We start from the raw sequence: 15,985 nt of genomic DNA on the forward strand, positions 1-15,985 counted from the left end.
TCGCACTGGTGCGGCAGGCGTGCCAGTCTGCGGGGCGGTGGCCGCCCTCCCCCGCGGCGGCCCGGGAGGGAATTCGATGATCGAGCAGTTCACCGACCGGTTGCGCTTCCTCGGCGCGTTCCTCGCCCACCCGCGGCAGGTGGGGGCGGTGCTCCCCACCTCGCGTGCGGCGGTGCGCGACATGCTGGACATGGCCGACGTGCCGGGAGCCGAGCTGGTGGTCGAGCTGGGCGCCGGCACCGGGGCGCAGACCCAGGAGATCCTGGCCCGGCTGCGCCCCGGCGCGCGGCTGATCACCTTCGAGATCGACCCCCGCCTGGCCAAGCTGCTGGACGAGCGGTTCGACGACCCCCGCGTGCAGGTTGTCTGCGACTCCGCGGAGAACCTCGAGGCCCACCTCGGTGACGCGCGCGCCGACGTCGTCGTCTCCGCGTTGCCCTACACCTCGCTGGAGCCGGGCCTGCGGCGACGGATCCTGGACGTGGTCCCCCGGGCGATGGCGCCGGGCGGCACCACCGTGGTCATCCAGTACTCGCCGCTGCTGCTGCCCGAGCTCCGGAAGCGGTTCACCACGGTGCGGTGGCGGATCACCCCGTGGAACGTGCCGCCGGCGTTCCTGTACTCCTGCCGGCAGGACTGACTCAGCGCATCGACGGCGGGCGCAGCGCCTCGGGCACGACGGCGGTCTCGCCCGCCGTCGTCCTGGCGCTCGGCACGCCCTTGAACTTGTAGGGCACCGTGCCGACGCCGGGCTGGATCACGTAGGCCGCGCCGGGCTCGGCCGAGCCCCAGGCCATGACCATCGCGTCGGCCACCTCCTCGGCGGTGAGCACCGGGAAGCCGGCAGCGGTGAACTGGTCGCGGATCCGGTCGATGATCGCGGTGTCGGCGAACCCGGGGCAGATCGCCGAGATCGTCGTCCCCTCGGCCGCCAGCCGCGGCGCCATGGAGCGGACGAAGGCGATGGCGCCCCCCTTGGCGACGCTGTAGCCCGGGTCGGTCGCCATGGGCGAGAGGCCGGCCAGCGACGCGGTGACCACCATGGCGCCGCCCCCGGCGCGCTTGATCGCCGGGCGGGCCGCGGCCACGCCGTAGACGACGCCGAACAGGTCGACGTCGACCACCCGCATGAACTCGTCGAGGTCGAGGACGTCGTCGCTCTTGGCCGCGGAGATGCCGGCGTTGAGGTAGGCGGCGTCCAGCCGGCCGTGGTCGGCCTCGATCCGGCCCACGAGCTCCTCGTTGGCCGCGCGGTCGGTGACGTCGAGGACGGCGAACTCGCACCCGAGGTCGGCCGCGACCTGGCGGTTGCGCTCGCTGCCGAGGTCGGCGAGGACGACGGTGACCTCGCGCTCGCGCAGCTTGGTGGCGAGGGCGCGGCCGAAGCCGCCGGTCCCTCCGGTGATGAGGGCGACGGAACCGGGGCGGGGTGTGGGAGAGGTCACCCCCGCATCACATCATGCGTTGCGCAGGAAGCGGTCGAGCACCCGGACGCCGAAGCGGAGGGACTCGACCGGCACCCGCTCGTCGATGCCGTGGAACAGCGAGGCGAAGTCCAGGTCGGCCGGCAGCCGCAGCGGGGAGAACCCGAAACAGCGCATGCCCAGGCGCTGGAAGCTCTTGGCGTCGGTGCCGCCGCTCATGGTGAACGGCACCGGCCGGGCGCCGTCGTCCTCCGCCTTGAGCGCCGCGACCATCTGGTCGACCAGCGGGCCGTCGAACGTCGTCTCCACCGCCTGGTCGTGCACCAGCCACTCGCGCTGCACCCCTTCACCGATCAGCGCGGCGAGCTGGCGCTCGAACTCCTCCTCCTGCCCGTAGAGGAAGCGGCCGTCCACGGTGGCGCTCGCCGTCCCGGGGATGACGTTGGCCTTGTAGCCGGCGTCGAGCATCGTGGGGTTGGCGGTGTTGCGCAGCGCGGCGCCGATCATCCGGCTGATGCTGCCGAGCCGGGCCAGCGCGAGCTCGGGCTCGGCGAGGTCGACCTCGATGCCGTAGGCGTCCTCGACCGCGGCGATGAACTGGCGCATCGGCGGGGTGAGGGTGATCGGGAACCGGTGGGCGCCGACGCGGGCGACCGCCTCGCACAGCCGGGTGACGGCGTTGTCCTCGTGCAGCATCGAGCCGTGGCCTGGCTTCCCCGCGGCGGTCAGCCGCATCCACGCCAGGCCCTTCTCGGCGGTCTGCACCAGGTAGAGGCGCAGGTCGTCGTGGACGGTGATGCTGAAGCCGCCGACCTCGCTGATCGCCTCGGTGCACCCCTCGAACAGGTCGGGGTGCTCGTCGACCAGGAAGTGCGCGCCGAGCTTCCCGCCGGCCTCCTCGTCGGCGACGAAGGCGAGCACGATGTCGCGCGGCGGCTGGACGCCGGTGCGCGCCCAGTCACGCACCAGCGCCAGCACCATGGCGTCCATGTCCTTCATGTCGACCGCGCCGCGGCCCCAGATGTAGCCGTCCCGCTCCTCGCCGGAGAACGGGTGCACGCTCCACTCGGCGGGGTCGGCGGGCACGACGTCGAGGTGGCCGTGCACGAGCAGGGCCGGGCGGCTGCGGTCGGCGCCCGGGATGCGGGCGACCAGGCTGGCCCGGCCCCGCTCGGACTCGTGGATGACGCTGCTGATCCCGACCTCGTCGAGCTTGCCGGCGACCCACTCGGCGGCGGTCCGCTCCCCCGCGCTGGTCGACGTGCTGCCGGTGTTGGTGGTGTCGATCCGGATAAGGTCGCTGAGCAGCTCGGCCACCTCGGCCTGGGCGCCGGCCAGCGGGGCGGGGGTGTCGGCCATGGTCGCGATGGTGCCACCTCGACGGTGCTCACCCGAGCGAGTGATGCGGTACTCCACCGTCCGAATCCCCGGGTCGATGGATCGGCCGTGAGGACGATGCGCCCTTTCGGCGCCCGTGAACCCCGAGCCGCCGCCGCCAACGGCTCGGTCCTGCTGGTGGTCAGCGCGGCGGTCCTGTTCGTCCTGCCGGTGTTGTACGAATCGGACGGCGGCGCCGCGGCGCAGGTCGTGCACTGGGTGGGCCTGGCCGCATTGCTGGGCGCGGCGGCGGCGTGCCGGGCGCTGCCGCCGGAGCGCATCGACCGGGCGAACGGCTTCCTCGCGCTGGCCCTGGCCGGCGTGGCGCTCACCGGCTCGCTGAACCTGCTGACGTCGGACACGACAGCCGGCGCCCAGGCGTTCTACGCGTTCCCGGTGCTCTGGACGGCCGTCCACCTGCGGACCCCGGCGGTGGTGCTGGTGACCGCGAGCGCGCTGGCCGCCGAGCTGCTCACCCTGCTGGTGCTGCTGTCCCCCGCTGCCGCGCTGGCCGACTTCTTCTTCTTCGGCGCCCTGCTGGTCGCCATGGCCACGCTCCTCGTGCGGGCCAACCGCACCCAGGAAGTGCTGGTCGACGCCCTGCAGCGCCAGCTCACCGTCGACGCCCTGACCGGGCTGGCGACCCGGCGCGCCTTCGACGAGGCGCTCGAGCGGTCGCTCAGCCGGTCGGTGCCCCGGGGGACGGCCCTGGTGCTGATCGACGTCGACTGCTTCAAGGCGATCAACGACAACCACGGCCACCCGGTCGGCGACGACGTCCTGGTGCACCTCGCCGCTGTGCTGCGCGGTCACGTCCGCATCCACGACGCCGTGCTGTCCCGGTTGGGCGGGGACGAGCTCGCCGTCCTGCTCCCCGGCTGCGACCGCGCCGTCGCCGTGCGGCGCGCCGAGGAGCTGCTGCACGCAGTCCGATCCGAGCCGCTGGTGCTCAGCGACGGCACTCAGCTGCCGCTGTCGATCAGCCTCGGCGTGGCCCACGTGCCGCAGCACTCCCGTGACCGACGGGGGCTCTACACCGCGGCCGACGCGGCCCTCTACGACGCGAAGCGGGCCGGGCGCGGGCGGGTTGCGCTGGCCGCCGTCTGAACCGCGACCGGGCCGCCGGGGGGTGCGTGATCCGGCCTCTGCGGTCAGGTAGTCTTCTCCACGCACTCGTCCGGGTGGCGGAATGGCAGACGCGCTAGCTTGAGGTGCTAGTGCCCTTTATCGGGCGTGGGGGTTCAAGTCCCCCCTCGGACACCGAGTTGAACCCCCACAGCCTCACTGGCCGGTGGGGGTTCTTCCGTTTCTCGTACCGGTACGTCTGCCTGATGCCTGAAGAGCTGCCCCGCATCGGCCTCTCTCTCCAGCCGACCGGCCCGACGTTGTTGGCATTAGGTGGCACGTAGGCCGTGCACCGGGCGAGGTGGACGCTGTCTCAGGCGCCCTGTCCCGACGTCCGGACGCGGCTCGCGCTCGTTACCCGCGTCGCCGAGCTCGGCAGGCGGCGTCGAACACCGCTCTGCCTCGCGCTGCACGTGGCCGGGCTGCTGGCCACGTTCCCCCTGGATACGGTCCGACGGGGACGGCGTACCGGAACCGGACTTTCAGTGGGCCCGGCAAGGACCGTTCCCACCATCAGCACGACCGACTCGCGACGGGACGAACACCCTGCCCATGACACCGGGGACACAGCGCGCGGCGATCGCAGCGGTCCAGGTCCTCGGACTGGCCGTGTGGTTCTCTGTCTCCGCGGTAGTTCCCAGCCTGCAGACCGAGTGGGACATCTCCAGCGCTTCGGCGGTCTGGCTCACCGGAACCGTCCAGCTGGGTTTCGTCACCGGAGCGCTTGTCTCCACCGTGCTCAACCTCGCCGACCGGTTCCCACCGCACGTCCTCATGGCCGCCAGCGCCGCGCTCGCCGCCCTGGCCACCCTCGGCCTGGCCGTTCTCGCCGACGGGCTTCCCGTCGCGTTGGGCCTGCGGTTCCTGACCGGGGGGTTCCTCGCCGGCGTCTACCCGGTCGGCATCAAGCTGATGGCCTCCTGGGCGATCAGCAGCAGGCGGGGTCTGGCCATGGGTCTGCTCATCGGCGCGCTGACTCTCGGATCGATGCTTCCGCACCTGATCGGCGGGCTGGTGGACCTTCCCTGGCGGGAAGTGCTGCAGGTGACGGCCGGGACCGGTCTGCTCGGTGCCGTCCTGGCCCTCACCGCGGTCCGCCCGGGACCGCACCTGTCGAGCGGCCCCACCAGGCTGCACCCCCGGTACGCGCTGCAGATGTTCGCCCAGCCCGGGCCGCGGCTGGTCAATCTCGGCTACTTCGGGCACATGTGGGAGCTGTACGCGCTGTGGACCTGGCTTCCGTCGTTCGTGCTCCACGCCGCATCGTCGGCCGCGTTCGGCGCGTATTCCCACATCCTGGTCTTCGTCACCATGGGTCTCTTCGGCCTGGCCGGGTGCCTGCTCGGAGGATGGGCGGCCGACCGGTTCGGGCGCTCCGCGGCGGCCGTCACCGCCTTGACCGTCAGCGGCGCCTGCTGCCTGCTGTCGCCACTGGCGTTCCTCGCCCCGGCACCCGTGCTCGCCCTGTTCTGCGCCATCTGGGGCGCCTCGGTCATCGCCGACTCGGGCGTGTTCTCCACCGCGCTGTCCGAGGTCGCCGACCGCCGCTTCGTCGGCACCGCCCTCAGCGCCCAGACCGCCATCGGGTTCGCCCTCACCGTGCTCAGCATTCAACTGGTCCCTCTCATCGCCGAGGGCGTCGGCTGGCAGTACGCGTTCCTGCTCCTCGCCCCGGGCCCCACGCTCGGCGCGCTCGCCATGCGCCGCGTCAGCACCGTCGCTCCCGCGCGAGGGGTGTGAGCGCCTGGCGGCTCCGCTCCCTCGTGGCGCGCGTCGTCGAGGCCGTTCAGCCGCGCGTCTTCAGCCCATCGTCGTTGCGCCGACCACCACGTGCACTGGAACCGAGACCGGGGCGCGGACGTAACCACGGCGGCCGGCGTCAGCACAGCCGGCACGGATGCGACAACCCACCGGAGCCTCCTGGGCGTCGTTGCTCCAGGCCGCACCTCGGGGTGGTCCACCGCTACGTGGCACCACCGTGCGGTTGGAGCCGAGGATCGACTTCTCGGGTTCCGGTCCGCCTGATGCTGACGATCCGATGCGGGATGCACGACAGCCAACGCTCGACATCCCGTACGGCGAGGTCGCGGACTGGATCACGCGTGCAGCCGTGTGCGTATGTACCGTGTCGCCCCTCGGACACCGAGTTGAACCCCCACAGCTGTCAAGCCGTGGGGGTTCTTCGTCGATGGGGTCATCGGCGCTGTGCCCCATCCTTGAGCGGACGCCGCGTCTGATCCTGTTGCGGTGCCCCGCCTCGCGAGGACGCGGCACTGATGGCCCGGCGGCGGGGCGTACGCGTGACCGCACGACTCCAACGCACTTGTCGTCGAACCGTCGATGAAGCGCGCGACCTCCCCTGACGGGGTGTCGCGGAACGCGTGAGAACACCCACACACACACACACACCCGGTGGCCGGTATCCCTGGCGTTCTCGGGGACCGCGCGGATCGTGGCAGTCTTGCGTGCAACCCGCGGATCGGCCGGACGCATGAGGACCGCAAGAAGCGCTTTGCGCCACGCTCGATCAAGCTCGAGGCGACGTCCGTGTGGTCGCGTTGCTCAACGTGGGAGGCCTCCGGAGAACTCCAGAGTGCCTGCGACAGAGCCGTCGGCCTCATAGCCGGTCAGCACGCCGTCGGCCCCGGGGGGGAACCACCCGTGCAGCCACCCACGTGCGAGCACGGTCGGGTAGGTCGATCCGTCGGGCAGTTGCATCTCGCCGCGCACGGCGGTCCCGGCGCGCACCACGTACACGACGTACGGGTCGGCTCCGGAAATACCCGTCTCCGCCGCGAAGTCGTTCGGGAAGCTCCCGGGACCGCACGCCCCGCCGTTCTCGTAGAAGTCGGCGGGTGCTGGTCCAGCGGCGCTTTCCGCCGTCTCGAACACGGGCGCGGTGCACCAGGTGTAGCCGTTTGCGGGGTCTTCCTCCCATGTCACCACCGTGAAAACCCGCCCGTCGGGTCCAGGAGCGGTCCCAGCTCGCTGGACGGTCGCAGCAGCGGAATCCGGGTCGGTGGCCCTCGAGGCCAGCAGGTCGACGAGTCGGTCTGGCAGGAGGCCGGTCGCGGCCGCTGTCCCGATGCCGCCGGCGAGCAACGCCCCGGACAAGGCAACGGACACGATCTTCCGGCGGTGGCGCCTGGGGAGCCGCTGCTCCGTCCGGGACGCTGTGGTGAAGGCGGTGATGCGGGCGAGTTCAGCAGCCGACCAGTCCTCGTCCAGCGCGGGAGCCGGGCGAAGCGCCTGGAGGCGGGTGAGCGGATCGGTCGTCTCGTTCACGAGGCGCTCCTTGGACGTGTCGCTCGGATGCGGAGTGGGGCTGGTTCGGGGTCGGCGGTCGCCTCCCGCAATCGTCGGCGCGCACGGTGCAACCGAACGGCGAAGGTGGTAGCCGAGCAGCCGGCCACCTGCGCGGCGTGCGGGGCGCTCAACCCGTCCCAGGCGACGAGCAGCAGCGCCTCCCGCTCGATCGAGGTGAGCGTGGCCAGGGCTGCCAGCATCGCTTGGCGCTCGACAGCGGAGATCTCGGCTGCCGGGCCGTACTCGGTCAGTTCGGTCAGCCGCTGCAACTCGCCCTGCAGCAGGGCTTGTCGGTAGCCCGAGCGACGGTGGTTGGTGAGCGTGTTGCGGGCGACGACGAGCAGCCAGGGCAATGGATCCCCCGGAACATCGGCCAGTCGCCGCCAGGCCACGAGGAACGTCTCCGACACGACCTCGTGCGCGGTCTCCTGGTCGGTGTGCCGCTGCGCGTAGGCGAGCACCCGAGGGGCGTGCTCCTTCCAGAGTGCGGTGATCCGGCTGGTCTCGGGTTCCGCCGCCGAACCGCTTCCCGTCGCTGTCACACCTTGCAATGTCCGGCACCTGGCCGTTTCTTACGTCCGCGGCCCGTGTCGTCCTGCCATCCCTCCGCCCCTCCGCTGGCCGCTCCAGCGCTACGGCAGGCGGCTTCGTGACTCCTCGACGGCTGTGCCCGCTCGCGATCGCGCCGAGCGACGGCCGATCGCCGCCGGAGTTTCTCGTTGCTGATCGCGGCAGATCAGTCCCTCAGTTCGCGGACGTCCTTCCCCTGTTCGGCGAACGCCTTGAAATCCTCCATGTGCTGTTGCGACTGCTTGTGGAAGGCGCTGGGCATGAGCCGCGCCACCAGCCGCATGAGCGGACCGGCGAACCGGTACTCGCTCTCGCTCTCCCAGAGCGTCGACCCCGGACTGGCTTCGGTCAGCCGATCGCGCACGACGCTCCACATGCCCGCGCCGACGATCTCTCGCTCGAAGTGAACGACGGCCTCTGTGGGGATCGCCTCCAGGTCTGGCGGATCCCGGCGTGTGATCGTCTCGGTGCACTCGAACTTCCGCTTCCCCGACTGCATCACGACCCGGGACGTGGTCCCGAGCTGTCCGTGCATCCCCTCCACGGGCTCGTGCAGCGTCAGGTCTCGCAGCCACTTCGGTAGGTGCGCCGGGTCGGCGAGCAGCTGGGCCACTTTCTCTCGCGGCAGGGCGATCTCGATCGAGTTGGTGTACTTCATGTCGCGCCTTCCTCCCGGCGGTGGGTCAACCTGCCTGTTGTGCTGCTCGTCTGCTCTTCGACGCGGATGCCTGACATCCGTCTTGCGAGCGCCATGAACGCCGATCAGCTCACCGCAGCGGGAGTTCAGGTCGGGTCGGGCGCGTAGAACGTGATGGTGGCCTCGACCGCGGCCGCGACGTGCTCCGGTTCGCCACCGGCGGCCAGGTGAGCATCGCCCCAGGCCGCTGCGCTGCGGCGGATGAGCTCGCGCCCTTCGGGCGATCTCTGGACCACCTCGTGGTCGGCGGTCTCGCCACCGGCCAACAGCCGGGCCAGGGCGAGGAGATGCAGGTCCCAGCCGACGCCGCCGGCACCGGGGCCGTAGGTCGGGAAGAGGGGCTCCTCGACGACCGCCGCGTGGATCAGCTCGAACTCGGTGTCGCCGGTCGGCCCCGGGACCAGACGCACTTCCACCTCGCTCGTGCCGGGCCAAGCGTCGGCGTCCGGCCCGTAGAGCCAGGACACCTTCAGCAACCGCGGCGGCTCGCACCGGAGGATCTCGCCGTGCTCGCCACTGTCCAACTCGAACTTCCCGCCGAGCCGCAGATCCCCGGTGACCGGGCTCAACCAGCGATGCAGCCGCTCGGGGCTGGTAACGGCGTCCCAGACGTCGTCGATCTGCGCTTCGTATCGCCGCCGCAACTCGATGGTGTACGCCTCGCCGGCGGGCACGCTGCCCTTCCCCATCGCCCGGCGCGCGGCGGTCAGTTCGTCCAGTACGTCTTTCACGTCAGGTGCCCCTCGCTGCTGGATCCGTCTTGTCCGCATCGATGCCAGGCTCGGCCGGTCGAGTGGACTCCCCACCAGCCGGAGTCCGAGCTGCACGCCTGCCCCGGGCCAGTTCGGTCTCCAGGGCGTCGAGGCGCTGTTGCCACAACCGGCGAAACCGGTCCAACCATGCGTCGACCTCGCTCAGCGGCCGGGGCTCGACGGCATAGAAGCGGCGAGCTCCCTCAGGTCGCACCGACGTGAACCCGCTGTCACGCAGCACGCGCAGATGCTGTGAGACACCCGGCTGGGAGAGTCCGAACTCGGCCCGGATGACGTCCGTGATTCGGCCCGAGGTCTGCTCGCCGTCGGCAAGCAGCTCCAGTATTCGTCGGCGCACCGGGTCGCCGAGGATGTCGAACGCGTGCACGAACCCGACTCTACCGGCCCCTACTTATATAAGTCGATACGGGCGTTCTGAGGGCGGCCGAGCAGATCCAGCGCCGGCTGCGCAACGAGAATTCGTCGTGGCAAGTACTCCAGGCCGAGGACAGCGGCTCGACTCGGGAGCTCCTGGCGGTCACGTGGAGCCCGGGGCAGACGTCGGCATGGGCGCAGGCACCAACGGAGCCCCGTGGCGGTCCTCGGCCCGACGTCAGTACGACCCGGCCGCTTGCCTGGGTGCGGCCTTCGGTCTCCGCGCGGACGATGACGGCTCCCGCGGCCACGAGCGCCGAAGTGGCTGCCCCGGCGCCGCTTCCGGCGACCGCACGCCGAGCCGAGCACCGGGGGTGCTGGGCGCGGCCGCGATGAGCACCGATCCCACTGCGGCACTCCCCCGGCGGCCCGGATCGCGGCCCGGGCCGCCCACGGGCGATCATCGGCGGAGCGAGCAGCGCCCCGGCGCAGAGCGCGCGTCGCCGACGTCGAGCTGCCACCAGGTCAGCGCCGGCGCCGGACCAGAGCTGCGACGAGGGCGACGAAGGCGGCAGTGCTCAGCGCGGTACGCACCAGGTTCCAGGCGACCCACGGTTCTTCGTAGGCTGCCCGGACCGCGGAGGGGTCGGCGATCGCCCTGACCGGACCGGCCGAGGCCAGCTGCTCGTTGAGCGGAAGCGAGAAGCCCATGGTGACGAGGAATGCGCCGGCGTAGAGGACGGCGGCCGCGACCACCCACAACCGAGCGGGGCGACGACGCGCCAGGACGAGCGCCGCGGCCGCGACGGTGAGCACGAGAGCGCCGAAGAAGACCGGTCCGAAGGCCGCGTTGCGCACCGTGGCGTTGATCCACTGCATCGCCTCGATGAACGTCCTGTCCTCCGTCCTGGCGAGGCCCACCATGACCGAGCAGGCGTAGGCGAAGAAGAAGCCCGCCATCAGCCCGGTGGCCACCGTCGACGCAGCGAGCAGTGCTGACTCGATCCGGGAGCGTCGTGCGCCGCCGCTGCTGGCGTCGGTCGCGGGGTACGTGGATGTGCCGAGCATGAGCTGCTCCTCGGAATCGAACCGGTCGGTTCGGATAGATTCGAACTGTTCGGTACGGTTGTCAAGTGCCCATTCCCGGCGGACGACGACGCGGCCGACCACCCGAGGCGGAGCGTGCGCAACGACGCGATCAGGCGCTCGACGCTGCCCTCGAAGAGATCCTCCGGGCCGGCTACGAGCGGATGACCATGAGCGCCGTAGCCGCCCGCGCGGGCTCGTCGAAGGAGAGCCTCTACTCGTGGTTCGCCAGCAAGGAGGGCATGGTCACCGCACTCATCCGGCGCCAGTCGGCTGCCACGAACGCACTGGTGGAGCAGGCGGTCAACCGCGGTGGAGCCCCGTCAGACGTCCTGCTCGGCATCGCCCGCGGGCTGCTGGACCTGCTGACCAGCGAGACGTCACTGGCCCTGAACCGTGCGGCCATGACCTCGTCGCCGCTGGCTGTCGTGCTCCTGCGCCACGGCCGGCACACCACGGGTCCGCTTGTCGAGGGCTACCTGTCCAGGCTCGCCGACGACGGTGTGCTCGTGATCGAGGAACCAGGCAGCGCCTTCGCTCTCTTCTACGGGCTGGTCATCCAGGACGTGCAGATCCGCGCCCTGCTGGGTGAGGCGCCGCCGAGCGGCCCGGACCGACAGCGGCGGGCCCAGTTGGCAGTCGATGCGTTCCTGCGCCTCACCCAGCCCTCCCGGCGCCCCCGGTCGGACTGAGGATGGACACGCTCCGGGGGGCGCCTGACCGGGGCGCAGGGTCGGGGGCTGACCGACGTGCTGGGGCAGTCCGTGGCGACCACGGCGGATCCGTCAGCGGGCGCCTCGCAGACGTGTGCGTATGTACCGTGTCGCCCCTCGGTCACCGAACGGGGGCCCCACGATTCACCTCGTGGGGCTTTGTCGTTCCAGGGAGCAGCAACCGCGGCGTATCCGGCGGCGCGCAGTCCTCGGGGCATCAGAACCTGTTTCGCGGGAAGAGTCCGAGCGGCCGACTACCCCGCTATGCCACCCTCGAGGCTTCGTCCTACCGGGACCAGGTCGTTGCTGCGCTTCTCGCTGCGCTCCCGGTGGGCCCCCGCCGCCGCACGGACCAGCTGAGAGGGACACCTGATGCAGACCGCTGAGCCAACGGAGCTGTTCGACCTGCGCATGAGCGAGGAGGCCCGGCCGCTCTTCGACCGAGTCGTCCGATTTCTCGAGGACGTGGTCGCGCCGATGCAGGAGGAGTATTTCCGGCTCGGCGAAGGGCGCGCCGACCGTTGGTCGTACGCGCCGGGTCAGCTCGAGGCGCTCGAGGGGGCCAAGGCCAAGGCCAAGGAGGCCGGCCTGTGGAACTTCTTCCTCCCCGACTCCGAGGTCGGCGGCCTCACCAACCTCGACTACGCCTACATCGCCGTCGAGCTCGGCAAGTACCCGCTCGGCTCCGAGTCGCTCAACTGCTCGGCCCCCGACACCGGCAACATGGAGGTGCTCGAGCGCGTCGGGACGCCCGAGCAGAAGGCCCAGTGGCTCGAGCCGCTCCTCAACGGCGAGATCCGCTCCGCCTACGCCATGACCGAGCCCGACGTCGGCAGCTCCGACGCCAAGAACATCCGGCTCCGGGCGGTGCGCGACGGCGACGAGTACGTCCTCAACGGCGAGAAGTACTACATCTCCGGCGCCGGCGATCCCCGCTGCAAGATCATGATCGTCATGTGCCAGACGAACCCCGACGCGCCGGCGCACGCGCAGCAGTCGCAGATCCTCGTGCCGATGGACACCCCCGGCGTCGAAGTGCTCGGCCCGATGCAGGTGTTCGGCCGCGACGACGCCCCCCACGGCCACATGCACATCCGGTTCACCGACGTGCGCGTGCCCGCCTCCAACATGCTGCTCGGCGAGGGCCGTGGCTTCGAGATCAGCCAGGTGCGCCTGGGGCCCGGGCGCATCCACCACTGCATGCGTGCGATCGGCCAGGGCGAGAAGGCGCTGGAGTTGATGATCCGCCGGGGCAAGTTCCGGGAGGCGTTCGGCAAGCCGATCCTGAACCTCGGCAAGAACATGGAGACGGTGTCGCGGGCGCGCATCGAGCTCGATGCCTGCCGGCTCATGGTGCTGAAGGCCGCCAAGGCGATGGACGTGCTCGGCAACTCCCAGGCCCGCGTCTACGTCTCGGCGGTGAAGGCGATGGTGCCGGAGAAGGTGTGCCAGATCATCGACCAGGCCATCCAGATCCACGGCGCCACCGGGGTGTCGCAGTGGACGCCGCTGGCCGACATGTACACCAGCCAGCGCACCCTCCGCCTGGCCGACGGGCCCGACGAGGTGCACCACTTCGTCGTCGCCCGCCACGAGGCCGGTCGCTACACCGAACCGGCCCCCGGTCGCACCGAGGCCCTCGGCGACGGCGTCTTCGCCGGGCCCTGAGCCAGCGGCTGCCCAAGACCGGATGCTCCCGGGCGATCCACCCGGCATCGTGGTGGCCAACCGCCAGCACAGCAGGCCCCGGGGTCACGTATCGCGCACGGCATCGTGGATGCTCCACGATGCCTGCGCGAGATCCACTCGCACGTCGTGGCCACGGTGCAGCAAAGGGGTGGATTCGTCGAGGAACTGAGCGAGCGCCTCGTGGGCCGCGCCTTGGACCGGCCGCCCCTTGGCATCGACCACCCGCCACCACGGCACGTCGTGACCGCCGTTGCGCAGGATCCGGCCCACGGCACGCGCGCCCGTGCCGGCCACCTCGGCGACCTCGCCATAGGTCATCACCTGCCCCCTGGGGATCGACGACACGGTGCTCAGGACCCGCTCGGCCACTTCGCTCATGATCTCGCCCTCACTGCCTTCGTCGATCGGTGTGCCGTGGAGTTTTCGCCGACCGTTCCGACCGACGCAGGTTGACGTCCGCAGGCTCGGCGGCCGCTCCCAGCTTCTGGACCTCAGGCGCCTCGCTGCCCTTGACGCGCGTCATCACGACCGTTCTCGTCCTCGTCCGCCCTTCCCAGGACGAACTCCTCGGGTGGAGAGAGGACCCCGTTCGCCTGCACGGTGACGTGGTGCGGCCCCGGGTAGTACGTCCGGGTGGTGATGGGCCGGAAGGAGTGGGTCTTCGTGACGACGGTGCTTCCGCCGGCGGCGATGCGTCGTGACCCGAGCTTGAAGGTCTTCCCGCTGACGGACCCGTTGGCACGTCGGAATCCGATGGAGTAGTCGATCGCCACGGTGGCGTCCGTCTCCCCCTCGTTGGTGACGACGGTCGTGAACGTGAGTTCCCCTCCCCAGGGAACGACCTCACCGGAGATGCGCGGCCGGGCCACGCGGAGGCTCTTCCCGGTGAAGCCCAGGAGCGCCAGCGCGGTGGGATCGGCCCGCTTGATCAGCGTCCTCAGGCCGTGCCGGAGCACCCAGGGAGTGCTGGCGTCCGGGTCGCCGGCCCACGCGGCGGCGGTGTCCGTGACGACGGAGGGATCGACGCGACTGAGGTCGTTGAGATGGTTGGCGACCGAGCGCCGCACGTACTCGGCCGGGTCCCGGTAGGTGGCGTCCAGGATGCCTCGTGTCGCACGAGGATGGGCAAGCAGCCACGGCACCCGCTTCGCCCAGGGCAGGTAGGCGCGAGAGCCCTCCGTGGCGAGTCGCCGCACGTGCTCGCTGTCATGCCCCGTCCAGGTCTGCATGATGCAAAGGGCGCGCTCGGGTCGCGCGTTCAGGAGCTCGCGAACGGCGAACTCGCCCGTCAGCCCGACGGTGAGCCGGGCGAGGAGTGCCATGGCGGCGTCGAAGTCCCGCGTCGAGCCGGATTCGAGTGCTCTCGACGCGACGAACTCGGTGGTGGGCCAGATCATCCACCCGTCGAGACGCGGCTCCTCCAGCACGTCGAGCACCACGCGCTCGGCGGCGGGGAAGCCCGCCGGGACGTCGCTGAGGAGAGCATCGCGGACGATGTCCACCCGCTCCCTGAGGCGGACGCCCCGTACGGCCCCTTCCGCCTGGACCAGAGCGGAGAAGTCACTGGTGGGCGCAACCGCTTCGAGCGCAGCCCGTAGCCGTGCAACGACGGCTGGGCTGATCAGTTCGTCCATGGCGCCCACGGCGACTCCTTTCCGACAGGGCACGTCTTCTGCGTGCGGGCGCGCCCTGGACGGGTTGGCGCCCCCGTCCTCGTCACAGCCCGGACCACGCCTCGCGGCTGCTGAAGCTCTGTCCGGGTGGTGGAAGAGCGGCGGCAGCCACCCAGGCGGGGATCGCTCGTGTCGCCACACGGCTGCTCGCGCCGGCTCCGATGCCCATCGGTCTAGACCGTCGGGACGGTACCGCCGTCGATGACGTACTCCGCACCGACGATCGCCGACGCCTGGTCGGACACCAGGAAGCCCACGAGATCGGCGACCTCCTCCGTTCTCGCGAAACGGCCGAGAGGGACTCCGCCGAGGGAGTCGAGGATCCTCTGCTTCGCTCCCTCCCGGCTCAGGCCATTCCCTTCCGCGATCCGATCCACGAACCTCTCATAGGCCTCGGTCTCGATCCCCCCGGGACTGATCGCATTGACCCGCACACCGTGCGGCGCGAGCTCGTTCGCCAGGCCTTTGCTGTACGTGCGCAACGCGGCTTTTGCGGCCGCGTACGCGAGAGTTGCGTCGTACTGCGGCATCTGCCGCTGGATGGACGTGAAGTGGAGCACCACGCCGTGCCCGGACCGGACCATCGACGGCAGAAGCGCTCGATCGAGCCGCACGGCGCCGAGGAGATTGAGGTTCAACTCGATCATCCACTGCTCATCCGTGATCGCCGCGAACCCGCCGGATGGCGTGGACGCACCTCCTACGACGTGCACGAGGATGTCGACACCACCGGTCTCCTCGATACGCGCCCCGACGAGCGCCGTGCCCTCGACGGTCGAGGTGTCGGCCGCGATGAAGCGGTCCGGGAACTCGTACCCGTCGGGCATCGTCCGGGCCGTTGCATACACGTCGGCGCCGAGCGCGCGAAGCCGTTCGGCCACGGCTGCACCCGATCCCTTCGACCCGCCGGTGACGAGCGCTCGACGCCCATCCAGGCGCCCGCGATCCGCACTTCCCATCTCTGCTCCTCCGTTGTCGTCCAGGACGGTGCGCTCGGCCGAGATCTCGTCGTGCGAGCGACGATCGTCGGCGTGTTCACCGCGCCGAACCTCGGGGCGTTGCCGCAGCAACCGCCGACCGCCCGGCCCTCGACTCGACCCCGATCGCCCGGTTCCGCACGAGATGCCGATCAGGTCGAACGCGTGCATCTCCGGCACCCGATCCTGCGGGGGCCCGCCCCGCCCTCTCCCGTCTCGAC

16 protein-coding genes and 1 tRNA gene are annotated in these 15,985 nt (G+C 70.9%); 6 read left to right on the forward strand and 11 right to left on the reverse strand.

The features are described from left to right. Positions 1 to 76: 76 nt before the first annotated feature. Positions 77 to 640, forward strand: a complete 564-nt coding sequence (locus tag ACI8AP_RS03260) for a class I SAM-dependent methyltransferase (protein ID WP_456587897.1) — start codon at positions 77 to 79, stop codon at positions 638 to 640. A 1-nt stretch (position 641) separates the two neighbouring features. Here the strand turns inward: ACI8AP_RS03260 and ACI8AP_RS03265 are convergent, their stop codons facing one another. Next, positions 642 to 1,445, reverse strand: a complete 804-nt coding sequence (locus tag ACI8AP_RS03265; RefSeq protein ID WP_456587898.1) for an SDR family oxidoreductase — start codon at positions 1,443 to 1,445, stop codon at positions 642 to 644. Between the two features lie 12 nt (positions 1,446 to 1,457). After that, positions 1,458 to 2,783, reverse strand: coding sequence for a M20/M25/M40 family metallo-hydrolase (locus tag ACI8AP_RS03270; protein WP_456587899.1), 1,326 nt, complete (start codon positions 2,781 to 2,783; stop codon positions 1,458 to 1,460). 96 nt (positions 2,784 to 2,879) lie between these two features. On the opposite strand from ACI8AP_RS03270, the gene ACI8AP_RS03275 reads away from it, so the two are divergent. The 3 genes from ACI8AP_RS03275 (at position 2,880) to ACI8AP_RS03285 (ending at position 5,666) form a co-directional block, all read left to right on the forward strand. Then, a complete protein-coding gene (locus tag ACI8AP_RS03275; RefSeq protein WP_456588020.1) occupies positions 2,880 to 3,908 on the forward strand; it encodes a diguanylate cyclase in 1,029 nt (342 codons plus the stop codon). A gap of 68 nt (positions 3,909 to 3,976) precedes the next feature. Beyond that, positions 3,977 to 4,061, forward strand: a tRNA-Leu gene (locus ACI8AP_RS03280). A gap of 417 nt (positions 4,062 to 4,478) precedes the next feature. Continuing rightward, on the forward strand, positions 4,479 to 5,666 hold the full coding sequence (locus ACI8AP_RS03285) for an MFS transporter (RefSeq protein WP_456587900.1): 1,188 nt from the start codon (positions 4,479 to 4,481) through the stop codon (positions 5,664 to 5,666). Between the two features lie 822 nt (positions 5,667 to 6,488). Here ACI8AP_RS03285 and ACI8AP_RS03290 read toward each other — a convergent pair. From ACI8AP_RS03290 to ACI8AP_RS03315, 6 genes are all read right to left on the reverse strand, one after another. Then, positions 6,489 to 7,211, reverse strand: a complete 723-nt coding sequence (locus ACI8AP_RS03290) for a hypothetical protein (RefSeq protein WP_456587901.1) — start codon at positions 7,209 to 7,211, stop codon at positions 6,489 to 6,491. Then, the gene (locus ACI8AP_RS03295) at positions 7,208 to 7,774 is read right to left on the reverse strand and encodes an RNA polymerase sigma factor (RefSeq protein ID WP_456587902.1); all 567 of its coding nucleotides are present in this window, start codon (positions 7,772 to 7,774) and stop codon (positions 7,208 to 7,210) included. Before ACI8AP_RS03295 ends, ACI8AP_RS03290 begins: the two co-directional genes overlap by 4 nt. A gap of 194 nt (positions 7,775 to 7,968) precedes the next feature. Next, complete coding sequence (locus ACI8AP_RS03300; RefSeq protein WP_456587903.1) at positions 7,969 to 8,460, reverse strand: SRPBCC family protein; 492 nt, start codon at positions 8,458 to 8,460, stop codon at positions 7,969 to 7,971. A 125-nt stretch (positions 8,461 to 8,585) separates the two neighbouring features. Next, complete coding sequence (locus tag ACI8AP_RS03305; protein ID WP_456587904.1) at positions 8,586 to 9,173, reverse strand: SRPBCC domain-containing protein; 588 nt, start codon at positions 9,171 to 9,173, stop codon at positions 8,586 to 8,588. 58 nt (positions 9,174 to 9,231) lie between these two features. Beyond that, positions 9,232 to 9,639 (reverse strand): ArsR/SmtB family transcription factor, encoded by a 408-nt coding sequence (locus tag ACI8AP_RS03310; RefSeq protein WP_456587905.1) that lies wholly within the window; start codon positions 9,637 to 9,639, stop codon positions 9,232 to 9,234. 512 nt (positions 9,640 to 10,151) lie between these two features. After that, the gene (locus tag ACI8AP_RS03315) at positions 10,152 to 10,694 is read right to left on the reverse strand and encodes an anthrone oxygenase family protein (RefSeq protein ID WP_456587906.1); all 543 of its coding nucleotides are present in this window, start codon (positions 10,692 to 10,694) and stop codon (positions 10,152 to 10,154) included. A gap of 65 nt (positions 10,695 to 10,759) precedes the next feature. On the opposite strand from ACI8AP_RS03315, the gene ACI8AP_RS03320 reads away from it, so the two are divergent. Both ACI8AP_RS03320 and ACI8AP_RS03325 read left to right on the forward strand, forming a co-directional pair. Beyond that, complete coding sequence (locus ACI8AP_RS03320; RefSeq protein ID WP_456587907.1) at positions 10,760 to 11,404, forward strand: TetR/AcrR family transcriptional regulator; 645 nt, start codon at positions 10,760 to 10,762, stop codon at positions 11,402 to 11,404. 393 nt (positions 11,405 to 11,797) lie between these two features. Beyond that, positions 11,798 to 13,093, forward strand: coding sequence for an acyl-CoA dehydrogenase family protein (locus tag ACI8AP_RS03325; RefSeq protein WP_456587908.1), 1,296 nt, complete (start codon positions 11,798 to 11,800; stop codon positions 13,091 to 13,093). Between the two features lie 84 nt (positions 13,094 to 13,177). Here ACI8AP_RS03325 and ACI8AP_RS03330 read toward each other — a convergent pair whose 3' ends face one another. The 3 genes from ACI8AP_RS03330 to ACI8AP_RS03340 form a co-directional block, all read right to left on the reverse strand. Then, entirely contained in the window at positions 13,178 to 13,492 is a 315-nt protein-coding gene (locus tag ACI8AP_RS03330; RefSeq protein WP_456587909.1) for an MGMT family protein, read from the reverse strand. A 113-nt stretch (positions 13,493 to 13,605) separates the two neighbouring features. Further along, on the reverse strand, positions 13,606 to 14,757 hold the full coding sequence (locus tag ACI8AP_RS03335) for a hypothetical protein (RefSeq protein WP_456587910.1): 1,152 nt from the start codon (positions 14,755 to 14,757) through the stop codon (positions 13,606 to 13,608). Between the two features lie 203 nt (positions 14,758 to 14,960). Further along, a complete protein-coding gene (locus ACI8AP_RS03340; protein ID WP_456587911.1) occupies positions 14,961 to 15,935 on the reverse strand; it encodes an oxidoreductase in 975 nt (324 codons plus the stop codon). Positions 15,936 to 15,985 lie beyond the last annotated feature (50 nt).

The sequence above is a fragment of the Blastococcus sp. SYSU DS1021 genome, assembly GCF_054050995.1.